Origin of the sequence: Natrialba sp. PRR66, from assembly GCF_034808065.1 — an archaeon.
Lineage (GTDB): Archaea > Halobacteriota > Halobacteria > Halobacteriales > Natrialbaceae > Natrialba > Natrialba aegyptia.
Window position 1 is genome coordinate 371,914 of sequence record NZ_JAXHGN010000005.1, and the last position, 20,139, is coordinate 392,052.

Consider the following 20,139-nt stretch of genomic DNA (forward strand, 5'->3'; position numbering starts at 1 on the left):
AAAGACAATTTGAGCGGACGGGGCTACGCCAGACTATGCTTTCGATCGCGCTTGCCGGGAAGCCAAACGCCGGCAAGTCCACGTTCTACACGGCGGCGACGATGGCAGAGGTGGATGTCGCCAACTACCCGTTCACAACTATCGACGCCAATCGCGGGGTGAGCTACGTCCGCACCGATTGCCCCTGTCTCGAGCGCGACGAGCGCTGTAACGCCGACAACTGCGAAGACGGCAAGCGCTACGTCCCGATCGAACTGCTCGACGTGGCCGGGCTCGTGCCGGGTGCCCACGAGGGCAAAGGGCTCGGCAACCAGTTCCTCGACGAACTCACGAACGCGGACGTGATCATCAACGTCGTCGACGCCTCCGGCGGGACCAACGAGAAGGGCGAACCCGTCGATATCGGCGAGCACGATCCCCTGGAGGACATCGACTTCGTCGAGGAGGAGATGGACCTCTGGCTCGCGGACATCGTCGACCGAAACTGGGAGTCCGTCGAGCGCAAATCCCGCTCGCCCGACTTCGACATCGACGACGCGCTGGCGGACATGCTTTCGGGCTTTGGCGCGTCGCCAAAACAAATCGCGACCGTCCTGCGGGAACTGGACTACCCCGAGGACCCCATCCAGTGGGAGGACGACCACCGCGAGACCCTCGCCCGCGACATCCGCCAGCGAACCAAACCGATCGTCGTCGCCGCGAACAAAATCGATGTCGCCCCCGCGGAGAACGTCGAAAAACTGCTCGACCTCGACAAACCCGTGATTCCAACCACGGCAGAAGGTGAACTCGCGCTGCGCCGGGCCGCGGACAACGGCCTCGTCGAGTACGATCCCGGCGACGAAACGATCGAAATCGGCGACGACGTAAGCGACGCCCAACGGGAGGCCCTCGAGGGTCTGGCGGAGACGATGGCCGACTGGGACGGCACCGGCGTGCAGGCCGCCCTGAACTTCGCCGTCTATGACCTGCTCGATCACCTCACCGCCTACCCGGTCGAGGACGCCTCGAAATGGTCCGACGGCAGCGGTAACATCCTCCCCGACGCCTTCCTCCTCCCCGACGGCTCGACCCCCGTCGACCTCGCCTACGCCGTCCACTCCGACATCGGCGACGGCTACCTCCACGCCGTCGACGCCAAATCCGGCCGCGATGTCGGCGAAGATTACGAACTCGAGGAAGGAGACGTGGTCAAAATCGTCTCGACAGCATCATGAGCCACAGCGGGCGGAGAGCGATCATAGAACGCCGGTGAGCGGTTCGAACCAGACTGCAGCGACCAGCACGGCGAGAAAGACGTACGAGCCCCGAATGAGTAACATCGTCGCGAGTTCAGGCGTGGCTCGCCGAGCGACGAGTGCGACTGCGGCGAAGGCGAGTGCGGCGAGCACTGCCGTCGGCGGAAAGACCTGTACGAGTGCGAGGGCGACGACGACGAATAGGGCCGTCGTCATGAGGCCGTAGGCGAGGGTGTACGCGCGGGCGGGGCCGACGAGGACGGCGACGGTGCGTTTCTGAATCGATCGGTCGTAGTCGTAGTCCTGAGCGTCGTCGATGACTTTGATGCCCGACAGGAGGACGAGGAAGACGAGTGCGAAGCCGAGCGGGACGGCGGCGATCGCGGCGGTCTGCGTCGCGAACCCGCCGAGAAGCGAGAGGGCGATGCCGAGGGGGTAACCGGTCGTCGCCGTCACGGGGTTCATATCGAGTTGCGGGGCGTGGTGGTAGGCGATGACCCACGTCGGGAGCGTCAGCGCGAGGGGGAGCCAGCCGACGAGTGCGTACAGGAGGAGGCAACAGCCGGCGAACAGGGCCGTCGAGAGGGCGAGCGCGAGTCGGCAGCCACGCTCGGTCAGCGGGTGATCGTCGTCCTCGCCGCGGATGTGAAAGTCGACGTAACCGTCCTTGACGTGGGCGGTGTAGACCGCGGCGAACATCGCGACGACGTGGACGATAGCGCGTGTGGGATCGACGGTGCCGGCGAGGAGGGCACCGAACAGCGACGCGGCGAGCGGGGGCAACATGAACACGGGATGGACCTGCGACAGGAACGCTCGTGCGGTCACCTCGAGCCCGGAGCCGCGTCTCGCGAGGGCCATACGCGATGGACCACGAACGGGCCTATAATACCACGGCCGGCGTCACATCGGCTGGGACCGGCGGCTTCTTTTGATCGGATGGACGGCTTTCACCGGCAGACCGCGACTCGCCGCAGCGCCCGGAACACACAGTTTGATGTGCTGTCCCGTGCCACGCACGAGTATGACGGATGCGTATACTGGTGCCGATTTCTTCGTCGACGCTCTCGAATCCTACGGCGTCGAGTTCGTCTTCGGCAACCCGGGGACGACGGAACTGCCGGTGATGGACGCGATCGGTCGCAGCGACCTCGAGTACGTGTTGGGACTACACGAGGACATCGCGGTCGGGATGGCGTCGGGCTACGCCCAGACGCGGCGCTATCACGCCCACCACGACGACTCGATCACGCCGCTTGGCGTGGCGAACCTCCACATCGCGCCCGGGCTGGCCCACGGCCTCGGCAACCTGTACGCCGCGTCGGTCACCGGCGCTCCGCTGGTCGTCACCGCGGGCAACCACAGTACGGACTTCCGCCACGAGGAGCCGATCCTTTCGGGCGACGTAGCCGAGATGGCAGACCAGTTCTGCAAGTGGTCCGACGAGGTGCTCGACGTGACGGCGCTGCCGACGATGCTCCGGCGGGCCGCCCGCGTCGCGATGACGCCGCCGACGGGACCCGTCTTCCTCGGCCTCCCGCTCGACGTGATGCTCGCCGAACTCGACGCCGAGCCCGAGCGCCTCGGCCCGATTCCGAACGCGGGCAGCGGCGATCCGGCCCAGCTCGAACGCGCCGCCGACCTGCTGGCCAAGGCCGAGAACCCGGTGCTCGTCGTCGGGGACCACGTCGCGCGCTCCGGCGCTGATGCCGTCGCCGCGGCGGTCGAACTCGCGGAGTCGACCGGGGCGCGCGTCCACGGTGAAATCCTCGCCAGCGAGGTGGACTTCCCGACCGATCACGACCAGTGGGTGTCCTACGTTCCGCCGGACGAAGACCTTGCCTCGATGCTGCTCGATACGGACACCATCGCGTTCGTCGGCTGTTCGACGAACACGACGCTGACGCGCCACGAGGAGGCGCTGGTCGATCCCGAGACGACCTGCATCCACGTCGGCGACGACGCCTGGGAACTCGGCAAGAACCAGCACGCCGACGCCGCCGTCATCGGCGACCCGGGACTCGTCATGCAGGATCTTATCGAACGCGTCCGACCGAAACTCTCAGCGGCCGCCGTCGACGAGCGACTGGAGGCCGTCGGCGCGGTCAAAGAGATGGTCGACGCCAAGATGGCCGAAATGGGAACGGGCGACGCAGAAGACGATCCCCGCGCGTCGAAAGCCGAACTCGTCGACGCGATGGAGCGCGCGGCCGGGGCCGGGGACGCCTCCATCGTCGACGAGGGCGTCACCTCGAAGTACGCCATGCTCGCGCGCTGGGACTTCGCGCCGGAACAGTACATCTCGAACAAGGGTGGCGGCCTCGGCTACGGCCTGCCCGCCTCGGTCGGCGCTGCCGTCGCCGAAAGCCAACGGGAGGACCCCCGGAACGTGATCGGCTTCATCGGCGACGGCTCGTACCTGTACTACCCCCACTCGATCTACAGCGCCGCCAGGTACGACCTCGACCTCACCGTCGTCATCCCTGACAACCGCAACTACCGCATCCTCAAGGACAACACGCTCGACTTGCTCGGCGGCGACGAGGCGGACCACGAGTTCGTCGGCATGGACTTCGAACCGCCGGTCGACATCGTCCAAAACGCCGAGAGCCACGGGGCGCGCGCTGAACTCGTCGAGCGGCCGGCGGAGATCGAAGACGCCGTCGCGGCGGCGGTCGAACGCGAGGGGACGGATGTTCTCGACGTGTTAGTGCACGACTGATGGGAGAAGGGAAGGGCAAGACGGCCATCGGCCGAATAAACAGAGCGGTCTGAGATTGGTTTTGGGTCGATTGCCAGCCTTCTCTCGGAGACCGGATGATCTACAGTCCGATATCGCCGCCACCGACGTCGCCGACGTTTCCGAGGTCGAGTTGGGAGAGCAATTGCTGTCGTTTCTCCTCCGGTAAATTCTCGATCAGGGTCTGTAGATCGTCGACCTGTACGTTCTCCGGATCGGGTAGGTTGCTGCTGCTCATGGCTATCACCGCGTGACTCCGACTACGCGAAGGTCCATAAGTGTATCACGAAAATAGCCGTTCGAACCCGGCGAGTGCAGTCGATCGGCCGCGCATCGACGTTCGAACGGAACGCGAGCGGTGATCGGGTCCGAGATCGAGACGAGGGTGGTTCCGTGCGCTCAACGCAGCCATTCGCGAGCCCGCTACTCCGCCGAGAGGGTGTAGGCAACGAGTTCTTCGAGCCGAGCGACACCGTCTTCGGCGAAGAGGGAGACGCCGGTGCTTTCCCGGTCCGGATAGACGAGATTCGTCATCGTGCGACGGCCGTTGGCGGCGAAGATTTCCACCGAGCACCGATCGACAAGCACGCGGAGGTCGAGCGCGTCGGTGGCTGGGAGGTCGACCGATGTTACCGTCCTATCCTCGTCGTTCGATCCGAAGAACTCGCCCGCGTTCGACCGATCGAATCGGAGCGTCCCGTCGGTCGGCTCGTAGCTGATCACGCTCTCTTGCTCCGGCCCGGTTCGAACCGCGAGTCCGACTGTGGACGCACTCTGAGGAGTGATGGTCGTCTCGATCTCGAGTGTTCGACCCGCGAGTTCAGTTCCGTCCAACGGGTCCCTCCCCGGTGTAATCGGTTCCGAGTGTAGTTCGGCGACGGGTTCCCGTCGGGCGCAGACGAGTTCTTCCGCGGGCCGTTGGATCACCGCGAGTCCGTTGTCGTCCGCTTCGAGGGTGAGCGTCCGCGGAACCGTCATCGCCCCCCGCCAGCCGGGATCTGGCCCTTCCATCGCATACTCCCAATTGTTCATCCACGTGAGTAGCAGGTCGCGATCGGCCGGTTCGTTCCCCCACTGTTGGGTCGCGTAGAAATCGTACCCGTGGTCCGCGCTGTGTACCTCCTCGCCGACGAACGCCGTTCCGTCGAAGTGACCGATGTGGTACTCGACGGACCGGTGTTCGATGGGTGAGACGGGAAGAACCCATCTCGTTTCGTCGGCCCCTTCCACCGGCCGTTCGAAGAGGCTGGGACACTCCCAGCCGGCACCGGCTTCGTCCACGTACGTGCTTTCGTAGGTCCAGTCGAGCAGGTTCGGCGAGCGGTAGATCTCGATTCCTGCCGGCCGTTCGTCGGCCGCTTCGACCCGGCTGACGACCAGTCGCCAGCTCTCATCCGGCTCGTACCAGAACGGGTTCGGATCCCGGAACTCGCCGGTGTCGCTCTCGATCACCGGATTGTTCTCGTACTTTTGGAGGGTTTCGCCGCCGTCGGTGCTGTAGGCGAGCCGTTGATCCTCGGTTCCGTCATCGTGGTGTCCGGTGTACAGAGCGACGAGCGCGTCGGTCCCGAATCCGGCAGTATTCCGCGAGTCGACGACGGCTCCGCCGGAGAACGCCTGGATCGAGTCGCTGTCCGGAATCTTCGTCCCGCGTTCGGTCCAGGTGACGAGATCCGAACTCGTCGCGTGATCCCACCGGCGGCGGCGTTCGCCCGCCTGGTAAAACAGGTGATACACCCCGTCGTGGTAGATCAGGCCGTTCGGGTCGTTCATCCAGCCGGTGGACGGTGCGAAATGGTACTCGGGCCGCCATTGGTCCGGTTCGGGGTTCGCATCCATCGTCGATACATCGGCCTTCGCGGGAGGAAACATTGTTGCTGCAGCGAACCCCGTTCCTACCGACTGCAGTACCGTTCGACGGTTCCGATTCGGCGACTGGCCGGGTGTGTTTCCCTCCCTCCGCGGATCGGTCTTTCGAACCATAGCGGCGCTGAGTATACGTAATAACTAAAAGAGATCGTTCATGTTTATTTCTTCTAGAATCACGACTCAATTCACACGATCCGAAGACGTCGCCCGCCGTGTCCTTCTCTGTGACGACGCTGTCGGCATCGATGTAGGCGTAACCGTCGGTTCACACGAGTGGCGGTGACGGGCGAAGACGAACTCGCCGGCTGCAGCCCCGTTGTGCGGTAGCGACTCCAACTCGCCGGCAATTTCGTCTCGCAAGCAACCGCGTGTCGTAGACGCCGCGACAGGATGCGTATCGGTCGGTGGGAATCGAGAATCGTGCGACAAAATCCCGCCTCCGCTGTGGAGATATCGGTTGATACGATCGCTTTAGGTCAACCTAATAGCGAAGTAGTTATTATGTTTTAGGCTAGCCTAAATAGTATGCCACGCAGCGAAACGGGTCGGACGGGACTGACGCGTAGGGAGTACGTCGCATACGGCGGCACAGCGATGAGCGGCGGATTGCTGGCGGGATGTATTGACTCCGAAGCGGGCGAACCGGACGAATCCGGTGGCGGATCGTATTCGGTGACGGTCGAACCGGCCGGAACGGTCGAGTTCAAGTCCGTTCCGGAGACGTGGGTCGCCTACACCGGGGATTACGCCGATATGGGTGTTGCGCTGGGTCAGAGTGATGGGCTGTTGGCGATCGGATTGACTGATCGATTCGGAACGCGCTACTACGACGAACTACCGGGGGTTTCGGTCGAGACAGGCGACCTCGTCGAACTCTGGCAGGGCAAAACCGACAAAGAACTGTTCTACGAACTCGGTGCGGACGTCCACCTCATCGATCCGAACTTCATGATCAACCAGGTCCAGTGGAGCGAGGACGACGTTGCGGAGATCGAAAATACCGTCGCACCGTTCGTCGGCAACACGATCTACTCCCGGAGCTACGGCTGGCACGATTACACGTACTATTCGATGTACGAGGCGTTCGAACGCGTCGCGGCGGTGTTCCAGGAACGAGACCGGTTCGATGCGTTTGCGCAACTTCACGATGCGGTCCTTTCGGACGTTCAGTCCAGACTCCCCGACGAGACGCCCGAAATCGCGATCCTCGCCCCGGAATCCACCGCACCGGAGGCGTTCTACGGATACACGATCGACGGGGGAACGCAAGCCAAACAGTGGGACGATCTCGGGGCTCGCGACGCCATCGCACGCAGCGGTATCGGCGGGTTCAACGAAACCGGCGGGACGATCGACTACGAAATGCTCCTGGAGATCGATCCGGACGTTATCGTCATCTGGAAGGAATCGGGCGTTACGGCGGATTCGTTCGAACGGGACATCGTCGAGCCGATGCGCGAGCACAGCACCGCGAGCAACCTCCGCGCGGTCGAAAACGACCGGATCATCTACGGCGGAGAGTTCTACCAGGGACCGATTATCTACCTCTTCCAACTGGAGATGGCCGCGCAGGACCTGTACCCCGACGAGTTCGGTGACGAACAGTTGTTCGATCGACAGGCGGTCGCCGATATCGTCACCGGTGAGTTCTGAGATGATCGCGAAAACGACCGGTAGAGCGAGTTTCGCGGTCGCCGCGCCGGGTTCGATCGACGCGTTTGCAGGAAGAGTGTCTCGATTGCTGCGGCTTGGCGGGGGTGAATCCGACACATGATCGGGACAACGCTTCACGAAATTCGGAGCCATATCGCCTCGCTCGCCTCCGAATCCGGACGATACTACCTCATTTGCGGACGAACGCACCACCGGCCAGTCCCCGCAGCAGACCTCTACTTCGAGAGCCGATCGGCCGCCCGAGCGGCGGCGCAGGCGACAGAACAGTACCGCACCGTGTTACGACGGTACGATCCCCAGGTGCCGTACTACGACGTGATCGTTTGTGAGTGCGACCCCGAGACGCCGTCCCGAGCCTCCACTGCCTCCCCCGCCGCGACTGCTGACCCGGACCAGCCCGCCGAAGCGCCGAACTCGCCACCAGCATCCGGCGACACGCAGTCGGTAATCGACATCTGTCACACGGTCGCCGGTGTCGTCTTCGAATCGATCGCGGAGTCGCCCCACGACGGCCTCGAAAACGCGATCATGGACACGTACCTCGACATCGCCGAAACGATCGAGCATCCTGACGAGCTCTGTCTCCAGTTGCTCACGAGCACCGCAACCGAACTCGAGAAGCGACTCGATCCTGAGGAACAACTCTCGTTGCTCTCGACGGCCGCCGCGAACCTCCCGATCGATGCGCAGACGGACGCGGCCGACGCGAAACCGCTCGACGCGGTGCTCTCAGAGTTCCAGGCCGTCGATATGCTCGAGTCCTATCGCGTCGAGCAGCGGTCGGTCGATGCCGAGTCGGAATCCCGCTCGTGGACGATCCGGATCGACGGCTACGCGCTCGGCGGCGACGGCGCGGACGGCGACCATCCCGAGCGAATCGTCACCCTCCCGATCATCGTCGAACTCTTCGGACGGCTCGCGACGCGGTCGCTCACGATCACGGACGTGGAACGACTTTCCGCAGCCGAATCGTCGTCCGCGCCGGCGGCCTGGCGGCTAACGATCCGGACGGGGGCGGAGGAACGGTCCCGCAAGCACGGGCTCGCCTGCGTTCGGGCCACCGGCCGATGAGCGATCGGCTCTCCGTCGCTCTTTTTTCTCCGCTTTCTCGCTGTTGCGACCAACTCCGGCGAGAGGTGCCGGCCCGCGTCGGCCGCATCCCGTGAATCCGAACTCGCGATTCGAGACGGTCACGAACTGGATACTATCTGGCCGAATGACGGGCTGAACTCCCTCTACTGGGGCGTACTAGCCTGCCGGTAGCCGTAGTACTTTCTCGCTCGTGTCCGAACTCACACGTATGGTTTCGTTCAGTGATGCAGTTGCGCTCGTCACGGGAGCCGGATCGGGTATCGGACGCGCGGCCGCGCTCGAGTTCGCCGATCACGGTACGAGCGTTGTCATCGCCGACGTCGATACCGAGGGTGGCGAAGAGACCGTCGCGCAGATCGAGGACGACGGTGGAGACGCCACCTTCGTCGAAGCCGACGTCACGGATCCGGACGCGACGGATTCGATGGTCGAAACCGCCGTCGACGAGTTCGGCCGGCTCGACTACGCGTTCAACAACGCCGGCATCGGCGGAGCGCAGACGACGGTCGATCAGTACGATCCCGACGAGTGGCAGGCCGTCATCGACGTGAATCTCGTCGGCGTGTTCAACTGCATGCGATCCGAACTCGGCCGAATGCAAGAACAGGAGGAAGGCGGCGTCATCGTGAACAACTCGTCGGTCCTCGGAAAGGTCGGGTTCGCGACGTCCTCCGGGTATTCCGCCGCGAAGCACGGTGTTCTTGGCTTGACGAAATCGGCCGCCCTCGAGAACGGCGAGACGGGCGTCCGCATTAACGCCGTCTGTCCCGGGTTCATCGATACCCCGCTACTCGCGGAAGGCGGAATGTCGAGCGGCTCGGAGGCACGAGAGCAGATCGAGAGCCGCCACGCAATGAACCGACTCGGCACGTCCGAAGAGATCGCAAACGCCGTCGTCTGGTTGTGCGACGACGATGCCTCGTTCGTCACGGGCGAAGCCCTCGGCGTCGACGGCGGGTATCTCAGCCAGTAATCTTATCGGATTCACCCACTTCTACCCTTCAGAAACTATTAAACGGGGTCAATAAACGGTCCGGATCTGACCGGCCGCGATCCGCTCACTCGTACTGTGTCGGTGATCGCAGTTCGGCCAGGTACTCGGTGCCGTCGTACCGAACGAACCACGTTCCGCTGTCCTCGTCGCCCCGATCGATCGCGGGGTGAGAGAGAAACCGTTCGGCGAGCGAATTGAACGCCTCGTCGTCTTCGCTCCCCGAGTATCTGCTTTCCTCGATCGCTTCGGAGACGATCTCCCGCTCGTCGCCGGAGAGGCCGGTCAGGTCGACCCGGTACTCCGAGCGGAGCCAAGACAGGAACTCCTCGTCCGTCGACGCGACGCGCTCAGCCTCGTAGTGGTAGTTGTATCCCTGTTTCTCCTCGGCGCTCTCCGGTTCGATCGAGTACCGGTTGTCGTCCCGGACGATCGCTTCGTGGTCGGGTTCGGGCACCAGTTCCGACCGGTCGACGTCCCGTTTGTCGTAGTACACGTCGATCCGCTCGCCGTCGGAGTTCGGCGGCAGCGCGGCGGCGAATTTCCGCCGGTCTATCTCCGGCAGGTCGCCGTACGCGATCGAGTTCGGATCGTCCTCGGCGGGCGTCTCCGCGGCCCCGATCCTGAACTCCGCGACGAGCAGCGTCCGGGGGACCCTCCTCGTCAGCGCGAGTGTGTAGTACGCGCCCCTGTACTCGATCGGCGACTCGACGTTCGAAGCGGCGATCGGTTGCGCGGGCCGCATCGGCGGGTATCTGGACGGGTAGCTCACCCTGTGTGTCCCGTTTTCGATAGTTTCGATGATAGCTACGTTCGTGTCGGTCGTCGGCTTGTCGGGGATAGAATCGTCCGCGTCGGAGAGGAGCACCGAGTCGGAGACCGCCCGCATCTTCAGGTGTGGACCGTGTCCCCCGCAGCCGGCCAGCGCGGTTGAGAGGATAGCAGCGCCGCCGGCGAGCACGCGTCTTCGCCGCAGTGACCGTGTCATCCGTCGCTTCGCCAGTCGCCGCGCTATTATATGTGTTTTCTGTAGAGAGCGTGTCATAGAATACGCCCCACGCTTTGGTCGATCTGATTACTGTTTCAAACCGTAACGCGTTTAGAAGTACGTGCACCCGGTGCACGAGCTATAGAATCAGCGAGAAAGATTCCAATTCATTACGGATACTGATATATCGTCAGTATCGATGGTGGTTCGACGTGGAGCGCATGACTGCCATGAGAACAGAGATAACGCTCTTGAAATCGCTGACTCTGAATACGCAGATATCCATGCGGGCTATTCTATGACACGCTGACTTGCAAGTTCAGTCGCCCTCACTCCGCGTCGTCCTCGGGAAAGATCTTTCCCGGATTGAGCGTTCCCGTCGGATCGAGCGCCCGCTTGACCCGTTTCATGGCGTCGACCGCGCCAGCGCCGTGCTCGGGTTCGAGATATGCCTGTTTACCCTGGCCGATGCCGTGTTCTCCCGTCGCCGTCCCGCCCATCTCGAGGGCCAACTCCACGAGTTCACGGTAGGCTCGTTCCCCGCGCTCGACGAAATCGGGGTCGTCGATGTCGACGAGGACGGTGTAGTGGAGGTTGCCGTCGCCGGCGTGACCGAAGCAGGGGATGAGGAGGTCCGTCTCGGCGGCGATCCGCTTCGCTTCGCGAACGAGTTCGGGATAGGAGCTGATCGGGACGGTCACGTCGCCGGGATGGATCGGCGTGAGGTCGGGGTCGTAGCTCGCTTCGGCGTAGGCCAGTTCCCGGCGGGTTTCCCATAGCGACTCCATCTCGGCGTCGTCGGCACTCATCTCGAAGCGGGCCACGTCGTGGTCCTCGAAGATGGTCCGACAGAGGTCGATCTCCGTCTCGACGCCGTGGTTCGCGTGGAACTCGAGAAAGACCATCGGCGCGTCGGGGAGGTCGGAGCCGAGGAACTCGTTTGCCATGTGGGCACTGAACTCGTCGACGAGTTCGATCCGCGCCACGTCGACGTCCGTCCGGATGGTATCGGCGATTGCCTCCGCCGCGTCGTCGAGTGTCTCGAAGATGGCGCGCCCGCCGCGGATCTGCTGGGGTCGCCCGGCGAGTTCGAGCGTGGCTTCAGTGACGACGGCGAGCGTGCCCTCGCTGCCGACGAGCAGGTCGGTCAGGTTGTACCCGCTCGAGGTCTTGCTCGCGCGCGAGCCGGTCCGGATCACGGTCCCGTCGGCGAGGACGGCCTCCAGGGCCAGCACCCAGTCGGCGACCTCGCCGTACTTGACGGTCTGCATGCCGCTCGCGTCGGTTGCGATCATGCCACCGATCGTCGAGATGTCGCCAGAGGAGGGCAGCGGCGGGAAGTAAAGGCCGTCGCTCGCGACGAACTCGTCGACTTCGGTGCCGATGATTCCCGGGCCGACGTCGATCTGGAAGTCGTCGGGCCGGTAGTCGATCACGTCGTCCATCCGCGTCAGATCGAGACTGATTCCGCCGTGGGCCGGGACGGCGTTGCCCTCCAGGCCCGTCCCCGCGGCGTAGGGGGTTACCGGAACGCCGCGCTCGGTCGCGCCAGCCAAGACGGCGGCGACGTCGTCCGTCGACTCGGGCCAGACGACCGCATCCGGCATCACGCCCTCGTCGAGTTGCTGTGCGCCCCAGTCCGCAGCGTGGGTTTCCCGCTGTCCCGACGCAAACGAAAGCTGCCCGTCGCCGAGTTCGAGTTCCTCGAGAAACGAACAATCGTGTGTCATATGCTGTCATTCTCGACACAGCGTATCAACGTTTCTCCCCCCATCAGCGGCGACACTTGCGGACGGCGGGCGAACGTAACGGCCAGACGACCGACTCCGCACCGACGGCTCCCGGTCTCCGCGACCCGTCGGGAACGCTGAATTTTATGTGAGTACGTCACGCGGTAGTTGGTGATGCACGTACACATACCACGCGACGATTCGACCCCGCAGCGATCGATCCGGAGGAACGACTCGTGAACGCCGACCTCGACCTCCTCGTCCGACTCGGCGACTACGACCGCCCGCAGGGCGTCGCCGAGCGCGCCGTCCAGGCCGAACGCCTCGGCTTCGACCGTATCTCGACCGGCGAGACGACCGGCTGGAACGTCGTCCCGCCGCTGACCCTCGCCGCGGACCGCACCGACGAACTCGGTATCTCGAACGACGTGGTCTCCCCCTACGGTCGCTCGCCCGCCCTGCTCGCCCAGACGGCGCTCACGCTACAGGACGCCACAGACGGCCGCTTCCGGCTCGGCCTCGGCCCGAGTTCACCCGCGATCACCGAGCGCTGGCACGGCGCGACCTTCGACCGCCCGCTTCGGCGCACGCGCGAGACGATCGAAATCATCCGCGCAGTCTACGAGAACGGCACGCCCGCCTACGAGGGCGAGATCTTCGATATCTCGGGGCTGGACTACGAAAACGAGATCCCCGAAACCCCGCCACCGATCGATCTCGCCACCCTCGGCCCAAAAGCGACCGAGCTGGCCGGGCGCTTCGGTGACGGCTGGACGCCGCAGTTGTTCACCCCGGACGGACTCCGCGATCGGCTCTCCGATCTCGAACGCGGCGCTGAACTCGGCGGAAAGACCCTCGCCGACCTGCGCGTCGCACCGATCGTCCGCGCCGTCGCATCGGCGGACCGCGAGCGGGCGCGTGACCTCGCCCGCGGCATGACGGCGTTCATGCTCGGTGCCTACGGACCGTATTACGGCGACTCGGTCGCCGACCAGGGCTACGCGGACGTCGTGGACGACATCCGCTCGGCGTGGGAAGACCGCGACACCGACGCGATGGCCGCCGCACTCCCCGACGACGTGCTCGACGACCTCGCGCCCGCAGGCACGCCCGCGGAGGTCCGCGAGTGGATCGAAACCTACGCCGCGATCGACGGCGTCGACGCGGTTCGCATCGGCTTCGCTACCGGCATGTCCGATGCGGATAAGAACGCGACGATGGAAGCCGTCGCTGAACTCGTCTAGGAAGGAACCTTGCGTTCTCGAGCGGCCTCAGCGAACCGCAGCCGTCGCGCTATCGATGATCTCGAGCGCCGCTTTCAGTTCTTCCATCCCGGTCGCATACGAGAGGCGCGCGTAGCCCTCGCCGTTCGAGCCGAAGGCCTCGCCCGGAACCGCGACGACGCCGCGGTCGAGCACCTCGTCGCACCACCCCTCCGGCACCCTCGGCATGGCGTAGAACGCGCCTGACGGCGTCGGCACCTCGAGTCCGGCGTCTTCGAGCCCGTCGACGACGACATCGCGGCGCTCCTCGAAGGCACCGACCATCTCCGCGACCGGCTCCTGCGGCCCCGTCAGCGCCGCCTCGGCCGCGAACTGCGCCGGCGCGGAGGCACACGCCTGGGCGTACTGGTGGACGCGCAGCATCCGATCGATCCGGTCGCCGGAGCCGACGAGCCAGCCCAGCCGCCAGCCGGTCATCGAGTACGTCTTCGAGCAGGCGCTGACGACGACCACGTTGTCCGTCTCGGCGAATTTTAGCGGCGAGTGGTGTTCTCCCTCGAAGACAATGTGCTCGTAGACCTCGTCGGAAATGCAGAGCACGTCGTGTTCGTCCGCGATGCGAGCGAACTCGCGCATGTCCGCCTCGCTCTGGACGGCCCCCGTCGGGTTGGCCGGGCTGTTGACGATAAAGACCGCCGTCTCCTCGGTGATGGCGTCCTCGACGGCCGCCGGATCGAGCGTGAGATCGTCCCGCAGCGACACCGGCTTCGGCGTTCCGCCGGCGATCCGCGTCAGCGCGTCGTAAGAGACGAAGCCGGGATCGGGAAAGATAACCTCCTGATTCGGATCGACGTGGGCCTCGAGTGCGAGATGCAACGCCTCGCTGCCGCCCGACGTGGCGATCGTGTTCCCGGGATCGACCTCGATGCCGTAATCGCGGTCGTACTTCGCCGCAATCGCCTCCCGGAGCTGTGGCGTCCCCTTGTTCGACGTATAGGCGTCCGTTTGCCCCGACTCGATCGCCTCGACCGCCGCCCGGCGAGCGTGTGCGGGCGTCGGAAAGTCCGGCTGTCCGAGTCCCAGGTTGATCGCGTCATCGCCTGCAGCCTCGAACACTTCTCGAATGCCACTGATCGACACGTTCTCGACCCGCGTTGCAAACTCCGTCATAACTGAATGGGCGCGAGCAATCCCGATAACTCTTGATGTGTCGGCCGTTGCCACCGGTGAACTCGTGACAGGGAATAGCTCGACGCTCGAATACGCATTCAGCCCCCGAAACGAGTTATTCAGTTGACTTGACGCCTGTACGCCCGGATTAGGCCATAACGACTATGGTGCTCGTTTCGAACACTGTGGTAATGGCTTCCAGTTCAAACCGTCGTGACAGTCACGATAACAATCATCTTTCGACTCGATCGCGCCGGTCGCTGCTCGCTGCAGGCGCGACCGGGTCGCTCGCGCTGACAGCCGGCTGTCTCGATTTCGCGCTCGGAAACGGCCCGCTCGAGTTCAGCGGCGACCGCGTCGCGCCGAGCGATGGTGCACTCGAAGAGACGGGATACGCCGAAGAGTCCGTCGAGGAACGATCGATCGAGAAATCGGCCGAGGTTGGCCTAGGCATCGAGCGCGAGTTCAAGGCGGGAATCTGGCAGTCAACGTACGTCAAGGACGTCTCGATTTTGGGCGGCGAACGGGAGGCGGCGCTGTTCACGGCGCTCTCGATTCCGGCAGTCGAAGTCGCCGGCCGGTCGTTCAACCCGCTTGAGGATCTGAGCAACGGTGAACTCGTCGAGCGATTGCTCGGCGAGGTCGACAGCGAGGCCGGACAGATCGAGGGGATCGAACACGAGGAGTCGTTCGGCCTCGACGTTCTCGGCGACGGGCGGGACGTGGACACCTTTATCGGGCAGTCGACGTACGACGGCGAGGAAATCGACGTGGAACTCACCCTGACATCGTTCGTACACGAGGATGATCTGCTCGTCCTGCTCGGAACCCATCCGGAGGTGCTCGCGGAGGAATCTGCGAACGTCGAAGTACTGCTCGAGTCGGCCGAACACCCCGTCTGAGCCACACAGTGGATGAGCGGGCTACAGTTCTTTCCGCATTTCGACGACCGTCCCGTAGACGCCCGTCGATTCGTGGCCGGAGAACTCGTGTCGGGTCGCACCGATGCGTTCGTAGCCGTGGGACCGGTAGAACGCGACGGCGTTTTGCGAGGCCGTGAGTTCGAGTGCGGTGACGCCTCGTTCTCCGGCACGCCGTTCCAGCGACTCGTAGATCCGGGACCCGACGCCCTCACGGGCGACGCTCGGATGAACGTACACGGCGGTTACTTCGGCGTCGGCGGTCGTCTCATATTCCTCGGGAGCGGCGACGACGAGCGACCCGAACCCGCGAATCGATCCGTCGACGACGGCGACGACGAGATAGTGGTCCGGAGATTCGATGGCGGCGGTGTAGTCCGCGGATTCACACCCTGCCGCCCAGGCGTCGACTTGTTCCTGCGAGTAGCTCTCAGCGCCGAGTTCGGTGATCGACGCCGCGTGGGTGGTTCGAATCGCATCGGCGTCGTCCGGAACGGCCTCCCGAACCTCCATGTATCGGCTTGCGGCGGCGGCACCAAAAAATCAACCGGCGGCGTAAAGCAGTGTATCAAAATGGCTGGCGACGGTCGACGACCAATCGCAATCGTACTCGCAAATACGAACAGAGAACCACGAAACCCGGCGAGAAAACGAACCCGAGCGGCGACCGGTCAGCTAGTAGAACTCGCGAACGAGGTCCATCGCGTCCTCGGGTGCGCCGTCCGGAATCTCGGACATGTCTTCGGTGACGCCGTGTTGTTCGTGGTACGGCACCGAGTTCTCGTCCTGGTACATGATGCCCTGGTACTCCTTATCGGCGTCGAGGATGACTTCTTTCGCGTCCTCGTAGTTCGTCGCGTCGTGGTCCTCGTCTTCCTGCAGGTCGACCAGCGAGTCGCGGAAGTAGTCGTAGGTGTCGACGTCGTTGAAGGTGACGCAGGGGCTGAAGACGTTGACGAAGCCGAAGCCGTCGTGTTCGATGGCTTCTTCGATGATCTCCTGGTGGCGCAGTGCGTCGGAGGCGAACGATTGGGCGATGAAGGTCGCACCCGAGGCGAGCGCGAGCGCGAGCGGGTTGACCGGCGGCTGCTTCGGACCCTCAGGCGTCGTTGAGGTCTCGAAGTCCGAGCGCGAGGTCGGCGAGGCCTGCCCCTTGGTCAGCCCGTAGATGCGGTTGTCCATGACGACGTAGGACATGTCGACGTTCCGGCGAACGGCGTGGACGAAGTGACCGGACCCGATCGAGTAGCCGTCGCCGTCGCCGCCGGCGACCATGACCTCGATGTCGGGCCGGGCCATCTTGACGCCCGTGCCGACAGGGAGCGCGCGACCGTGGACCCCGTGTAAGGCGTAGCTGTGCATGTAGGTCCCGATCTTTCCGGAACAGCCGATCCCGGCGACCACGAACGTGTTGTCGGGGTCGTTGCCGGTCTCGGCGAGGCCTTTCATCATGCCGTTCATCGTCCCGAAGTCGCCGCAGCCGGGACACCACGTGGGCTGTTTGTCGGATTTGAAGTCGGTGAATCGAACGTCGGATTGAGAGCTCATTGTGCTGGCACCTCCTGGGAGAGTTTGTCGGCAATTTCGTCGGCGAGTTCGTCCGCCTTGAAGCGGACGCCGGTGTACTTGTTGATGCGCTTGACGCGAGTGAGCACGTCGTGTTCGATAACGTCGGCGAACTGGCCGGTCGCGTTACACTCGACGACGATCGTGTCGTCTGCAGCATCGATCTCGTCGGACAGGTCCGGTCGCGGGAAGATGTACGGGACAGAGATGATGCGCACATCGATACCGTCGTCCTCGAGATACTCGAGGGCTTCGATCAGGGCACCCTCGTTGGATCCCCAGGAGATGACGAGATTGTCGGCATCGGCGTCGCCGAACTCGCGGTAGTCCCACTCCTCTCGTTCCTTGGCTGTCTCGACCTTTCGGGATCGCTTGTCGACCTGCTGAACGCGCTCGTCCTGGTCTTCGGTCCGGCGACCGAGTTCGTCGTGCTCGAGGCCGGTGGACATGTGCGCGCCGTCGGTCGTGCCCGGGATCGCGCGCGGACTGACACCGTCATCGGTGACGGCGTGGGCGCGAAAGCGACCCTGGGAATCGAGCCATTCGTCGACCTCGTCGTCTTCGACGAGTTTGCCGCGGTCGATCTCGACGGCGTCCATGTCGAAGGCCTCCGGTGAGAACGTCTGTTCGGTCACAGACATGGCCAGATCGGAGACGAGGAACACCGGCGTCTGGTACTTCTCGGCGAGGTTAAACGCCTCGATTGTCTTCCAGAAACACTCCGTGATTGTCGTCGGCGCGACGATGAATCGCGGCACTTCGCCGTGGCCACCGTACAGCGCCATGTTGAGATCGCCCTGTTCCTGCTTCGTCGGCATCCCGGTCGAGGGGCCGGAGCGCTGGACGTCGGTGATGACCAGCGGCGTCTCGCTGGTCGCAACCAGCCCGAACGTCTCGGTCATGAGGTCGATCCCAGCACCCGATGTCGCGGTCATCGATCGCGCGCCGGACCGTGCGGCACCGAGGGCCATGTTGATCGCCGAGAGTTCGTCCTCGGCCTGGACGACGTGGCCGCCGTAGTCCTCGATACGACCGGTGAGATACTCCATGATGGAGGTCGCTGGCGTGATCGGATACCCGGCGTAGAACCGGCAGCCGGCGGCGAGTGCGCCCATCCCGATCGCCTCGTTCCCGTTGAGCAACACGTAGTCGTTGTCGGTCGTCTCGAGGTCGTAGCCGAGATCCAGGTCGTAGTTCTCTTGAACGTATTCCTGACCGAGGCGGGCGGCTTCCTTGTTGTTCTCGACGATCTTCGAGCCCTTGCCGCCGAAGCGCTTCTCGAGTGCTTCATCCAGGTACTCGACGTCGAAGCCGGTGATCTCACACGCGGCACCGAGGGCGACGATGTTGCGCATGATCGCCCCACCGGCGTCCTCGGCGAGGGATTTCAGCGGAACGTCGACAGCGGCTGCGTCCTCGGGGATGTCCGCCTCCCAGGAGCGCTCGCCGTCGTAGATGATTGCACTCCCCTCGTGGAGTTCATCGAGGTTCTCGTCGATGGTGCGCTGGGTGAGCGCGACGAGAATGTCGAGGCGGTCGACGACGCTCTGGACTTGGTCGACCGACGTGCGGATCTTGTAGGCCGTGTACCCGCCACGGATTCGCGATGCGAAGTCTTTCGACGTGAATACGTGCCGTCCGGCTCGGGAAAGAGCCTGGGCAAAAATCTTCCCAGTGGAGTCGATGCCGTCGCCAGCCTCGCCCCCGACCGCCCAGTTGAGGTCCTCAGCCATGTTAAGGCGAACCTTGCTCCCTGCCAATAAAAAGGCTTCTGAAAGCACATTCAGGCCGCTTGAGAGACCCCAGAATCTGTACGTTTGGTCGGGGTTTCGGCGGGGGAACCAGGGAACGGAACGCCTTTTCGAGCGCCGGCCGAACGTCCCGGTATGGAAGGCACACAAGTCACCGTCGAATCGGTACGTGATGTCGGCCCCGAGACCGTCGCTCTCGAACTCGAGACCCCCGACACGTTCGACGCGCTGCCCGGCCAATTCGTCCTCGTTCGGGCCCGCCCCGACGAAGCGGACGAGCCGATTGCGCGCCACTACACGCTCTCTTCGTCGTCCGTCACCGACACCTTCGAAATCACCGTCGGCGTCGACCCCGACGGCGATCTCTCACCCTGGCTCGCCGCGCTCGAACCCGGCGAAACCATTCACATCGAGGGGCCGTTCGGCAATATCGCCTACGAGGGAACACACGATGTCGTCGCCATCGCCGGCGGCCCCGGCATCGGCCCGGCCATCTCGATCGCCGAAGCCGCTCACAACGCCGGCCACGACGCCGTCGTGCTCTACCAGGACGACGATCCCGCCCACATCGATCGGCTCGACGAACTCGAGGACGACGGTGAGACGGACACAACCGTCACGGTCGTCGACGACGACGCCGACGCTGAACTCGCCGACGCGATCGAAGCCCACCTCGACGAGGGAGCGGTGTACGCCTTCGGCTTCGCCGAGTTCGCCACGCTCGTCGCCGACACGATCGATGACGCCGGCGGCGATGCCGACGAGGCCCACATCGAAAATTTCGGCTAGTCACTCGCAACTGACCAATTGATCGCCGTTACTGGTCGGATTCTTCGTGTTGCCGTTCAACCGTAGATTCGGATTCGGATTTGGCTTCGGCTTCGGACCCGGACGTGGAGTTGGAACCGGACTCGGTTTCGGACTCGATTCCGGACTTGGTTCCGGATTCCGAATCGGACTCACGGTCGTCCGCACGAACAGCGAGTTCAGTACTGCCACAGGACGGACACGTCTCCTGCTCGCTGTAGAATCGTTCCCCGCACTCACGACACCGATACGGTGCCGCCTCGTCCCGTGCCGCCTCGGCTTCCTGCTTGAAGGATTCGACTTTTTCTCCGAGACGCTCGAACAAACTCATGCGTTGAGTGTGTTGGACGATCCGCATAAGTATTTGTGACCGTTGGGAT

Annotated in this window: 18 protein-coding genes; 8 read left to right on the top strand and 10 right to left on the bottom strand. The window is 63.9% G+C overall.

Annotation, left to right across the window (positions count from 1 at the left end; all coding sequences use genetic code 11):
• The first annotated feature begins 35 nt into the window (after positions 1-35).
• Positions 36-1,217: a redox-regulated ATPase YchF gene (locus SM755_RS18835; RefSeq protein ID WP_323173990.1), complete on the top strand. Its 1,182-nt coding sequence runs from the start codon at positions 36-38 to the stop codon at positions 1,215-1,217.
• A gap of 21 nt (positions 1,218-1,238) precedes the next feature.
• Here the strand turns inward: SM755_RS18835 and SM755_RS18840 are convergent, their stop codons facing one another.
• Positions 1,239-2,099, bottom strand: coding sequence for a UbiA family prenyltransferase (locus SM755_RS18840; RefSeq protein WP_323173991.1), 861 nt, complete (start codon positions 2,097-2,099; stop codon positions 1,239-1,241).
• A gap of 163 nt (positions 2,100-2,262) precedes the next feature.
• On the opposite strand from SM755_RS18840, the gene SM755_RS18845 reads away from it, so the two are divergent.
• A complete protein-coding gene (locus SM755_RS18845) occupies positions 2,263-3,960 on the top strand; it encodes a thiamine pyrophosphate-binding protein (protein WP_323173992.1) in 1,698 nt (565 codons plus the stop codon).
• A gap of 100 nt (positions 3,961-4,060) precedes the next feature.
• Here SM755_RS18845 and SM755_RS18850 read toward each other — a convergent pair whose 3' ends face one another.
• The gene (locus SM755_RS18850; RefSeq protein WP_323173993.1) at positions 4,061-4,216 is read right to left on the bottom strand and encodes a hypothetical protein; all 156 of its coding nucleotides are present in this window, start codon (positions 4,214-4,216) and stop codon (positions 4,061-4,063) included.
• Between the two features lie 185 nt (positions 4,217-4,401).
• Positions 4,402-5,817 (bottom strand): glycoside hydrolase family 32 protein, encoded by a 1,416-nt coding sequence (locus SM755_RS18855; protein ID WP_323173994.1) that lies wholly within the window; start codon positions 5,815-5,817, stop codon positions 4,402-4,404.
• A 624-nt stretch (positions 5,818-6,441) separates the two neighbouring features.
• Here SM755_RS18855 and SM755_RS18860 point away from each other — a divergent pair.
• The 3 genes from SM755_RS18860 to SM755_RS18870 all read left to right on the top strand — a co-directional run bounded on the left by SM755_RS18860 (position 6,442) and on the right by SM755_RS18870 (position 9,586).
• Positions 6,442-7,500 carry an ABC transporter substrate-binding protein gene (locus SM755_RS18860; protein ID WP_323174070.1) on the top strand — a complete coding sequence of 353 codons (1,059 nt, stop codon included), beginning with the start codon at positions 6,442-6,444 and terminating at the stop codon, positions 7,498-7,500.
• A 117-nt stretch (positions 7,501-7,617) separates the two neighbouring features.
• Positions 7,618-8,592 (top strand): hypothetical protein, encoded by a 975-nt coding sequence (locus SM755_RS18865; RefSeq protein WP_323173995.1) that lies wholly within the window; start codon positions 7,618-7,620, stop codon positions 8,590-8,592.
• Positions 8,593-8,821: 229 nt separating this feature from the next.
• Entirely contained in the window at positions 8,822-9,586 is a 765-nt protein-coding gene (locus SM755_RS18870; protein ID WP_323173996.1) for a glucose 1-dehydrogenase, read from the top strand.
• 85 nt (positions 9,587-9,671) lie between these two features.
• Here SM755_RS18870 and SM755_RS18875 read toward each other — a convergent pair whose 3' ends face one another.
• Both SM755_RS18875 and SM755_RS18880 read right to left on the bottom strand, forming a co-directional pair.
• Positions 9,672-10,592 (bottom strand): hypothetical protein, encoded by a 921-nt coding sequence (locus SM755_RS18875; RefSeq protein ID WP_323173997.1) that lies wholly within the window; start codon positions 10,590-10,592, stop codon positions 9,672-9,674.
• 329 nt (positions 10,593-10,921) lie between these two features.
• On the bottom strand, positions 10,922-12,322 hold the full coding sequence (locus tag SM755_RS18880; RefSeq protein ID WP_323173998.1) for an FAD-linked oxidase C-terminal domain-containing protein: 1,401 nt from the start codon (positions 12,320-12,322) through the stop codon (positions 10,922-10,924).
• A gap of 236 nt (positions 12,323-12,558) precedes the next feature.
• Between SM755_RS18880 and SM755_RS18885 the strand changes: the two genes are divergently transcribed.
• Positions 12,559-13,566: a TIGR04024 family LLM class F420-dependent oxidoreductase gene (locus SM755_RS18885; RefSeq protein ID WP_323173999.1), complete on the top strand. Its 1,008-nt coding sequence runs from the start codon at positions 12,559-12,561 to the stop codon at positions 13,564-13,566.
• Between the two features lie 27 nt (positions 13,567-13,593).
• Here SM755_RS18885 and SM755_RS18890 read toward each other — a convergent pair whose 3' ends face one another.
• Complete coding sequence (locus SM755_RS18890; RefSeq protein WP_323174000.1) at positions 13,594-14,715, bottom strand: pyridoxal phosphate-dependent aminotransferase; 1,122 nt, start codon at positions 14,713-14,715, stop codon at positions 13,594-13,596.
• A gap of 191 nt (positions 14,716-14,906) precedes the next feature.
• Here SM755_RS18890 and SM755_RS18895 point away from each other — a divergent pair, with 191 nt between their 5' ends.
• Positions 14,907-15,617: a DUF6517 family protein gene (locus SM755_RS18895; protein ID WP_323174001.1), complete on the top strand. Its 711-nt coding sequence runs from the start codon at positions 14,907-14,909 to the stop codon at positions 15,615-15,617.
• A gap of 21 nt (positions 15,618-15,638) precedes the next feature.
• Here the strand turns inward: SM755_RS18895 and SM755_RS18900 are convergent, their stop codons facing one another.
• The 3 genes from SM755_RS18900 to SM755_RS18910 all read right to left on the bottom strand — a co-directional run bounded on the left by SM755_RS18900 (position 15,639) and on the right by SM755_RS18910 (position 18,934).
• On the bottom strand, positions 15,639-16,148 hold the full coding sequence (locus SM755_RS18900) for a GNAT family N-acetyltransferase (protein ID WP_323174002.1): 510 nt from the start codon (positions 16,146-16,148) through the stop codon (positions 15,639-15,641).
• Positions 16,149-16,310: 162 nt separating this feature from the next.
• Positions 16,311-17,183, bottom strand: coding sequence for a 2-oxoacid:ferredoxin oxidoreductase subunit beta (locus tag SM755_RS18905; RefSeq protein ID WP_323174003.1), 873 nt, complete (start codon positions 17,181-17,183; stop codon positions 16,311-16,313).
• Positions 17,180-18,934 carry a 2-oxoacid:acceptor oxidoreductase subunit alpha gene (locus SM755_RS18910; RefSeq protein WP_006666404.1) on the bottom strand — a complete coding sequence of 585 codons (1,755 nt, stop codon included), beginning with the start codon at positions 18,932-18,934 and terminating at the stop codon, positions 17,180-17,182. Before SM755_RS18910 ends, SM755_RS18905 begins: the two co-directional genes overlap by 4 nt.
• Positions 18,935-19,087: 153 nt before the next feature.
• Here SM755_RS18910 and SM755_RS18915 point away from each other — a divergent pair, with 153 nt between their 5' ends.
• Positions 19,088-19,741 carry an FAD-dependent oxidoreductase gene (locus SM755_RS18915; RefSeq protein ID WP_323174004.1) on the top strand — a complete coding sequence of 218 codons (654 nt, stop codon included), beginning with the start codon at positions 19,088-19,090 and terminating at the stop codon, positions 19,739-19,741.
• A 28-nt stretch (positions 19,742-19,769) separates the two neighbouring features.
• On the opposite strand, the gene SM755_RS18920 is transcribed toward SM755_RS18915, so the two are convergent.
• Positions 19,770-20,090: a zinc ribbon domain-containing protein gene (locus tag SM755_RS18920; RefSeq protein ID WP_323174005.1), complete on the bottom strand. Its 321-nt coding sequence runs from the start codon at positions 20,088-20,090 to the stop codon at positions 19,770-19,772.
• Positions 20,091-20,139 lie beyond the last annotated feature (49 nt).

Bases quoted from the DNA above. Each gene is read 5' to 3' on its own strand.
- SM755_RS18920 (WP_323174005.1), bottom strand. From the start codon at position 20,090: ATGAGTTTGTTCGAGCGTCTCGGAGAAAAAGTCGAATCCTTCAAGCAG.
- SM755_RS18900 (WP_323174002.1), bottom strand. From the start codon at position 16,148: ATGGAGGTTCGGGAGGCCGTTCCGGACGACGCCGATGCGATTCGAACC.
- SM755_RS18865 (WP_323173995.1), top strand. From the start codon at position 7,618: ATGATCGGGACAACGCTTCACGAAATTCGGAGCCATATCGCCTCGCTC.
- SM755_RS18915 (WP_323174004.1), top strand. From the start codon at position 19,088: ATGGAAGGCACACAAGTCACCGTCGAATCGGTACGTGATGTCGGCCCC.
- SM755_RS18860 (WP_323174070.1), top strand. From the start codon at position 6,442: ATGAGCGGCGGATTGCTGGCGGGATGTATTGACTCCGAAGCGGGCGAA.
- SM755_RS18845 (WP_323173992.1), top strand. From the start codon at position 2,263: ATGACGGATGCGTATACTGGTGCCGATTTCTTCGTCGACGCTCTCGAA.
- SM755_RS18910 (WP_006666404.1), bottom strand. From the start codon at position 18,934: ATGGCTGAGGACCTCAACTGGGCGGTCGGGGGCGAGGCTGGCGACGGC.
- SM755_RS18905 (WP_323174003.1), bottom strand. From the start codon at position 17,183: ATGAGCTCTCAATCCGACGTTCGATTCACCGACTTCAAATCCGACAAA.
- SM755_RS18880 (WP_323173998.1), bottom strand. From the start codon at position 12,322: ATGACACACGATTGTTCGTTTCTCGAGGAACTCGAACTCGGCGACGGG.
- SM755_RS18855 (WP_323173994.1), bottom strand. From the start codon at position 5,817: ATGGATGCGAACCCCGAACCGGACCAATGGCGGCCCGAGTACCATTTC.
- SM755_RS18890 (WP_323174000.1), bottom strand. From the start codon at position 14,715: ATGACGGAGTTTGCAACGCGGGTCGAGAACGTGTCGATCAGTGGCATT.
- SM755_RS18850 (WP_323173993.1), bottom strand. From the start codon at position 4,216: ATGAGCAGCAGCAACCTACCCGATCCGGAGAACGTACAGGTCGACGAT.
- SM755_RS18895 (WP_323174001.1), top strand. From the start codon at position 14,907: ATGGCTTCCAGTTCAAACCGTCGTGACAGTCACGATAACAATCATCTT.
- SM755_RS18840 (WP_323173991.1), bottom strand. From the start codon at position 2,099: ATGGCCCTCGCGAGACGCGGCTCCGGGCTCGAGGTGACCGCACGAGCG.
- SM755_RS18875 (WP_323173997.1), bottom strand. From the start codon at position 10,592: ATGACACGGTCACTGCGGCGAAGACGCGTGCTCGCCGGCGGCGCTGCT.
- SM755_RS18870 (WP_323173996.1), top strand. From the start codon at position 8,822: ATGGTTTCGTTCAGTGATGCAGTTGCGCTCGTCACGGGAGCCGGATCG.
- SM755_RS18835 (WP_323173990.1), top strand. From the start codon at position 36: ATGCTTTCGATCGCGCTTGCCGGGAAGCCAAACGCCGGCAAGTCCACG.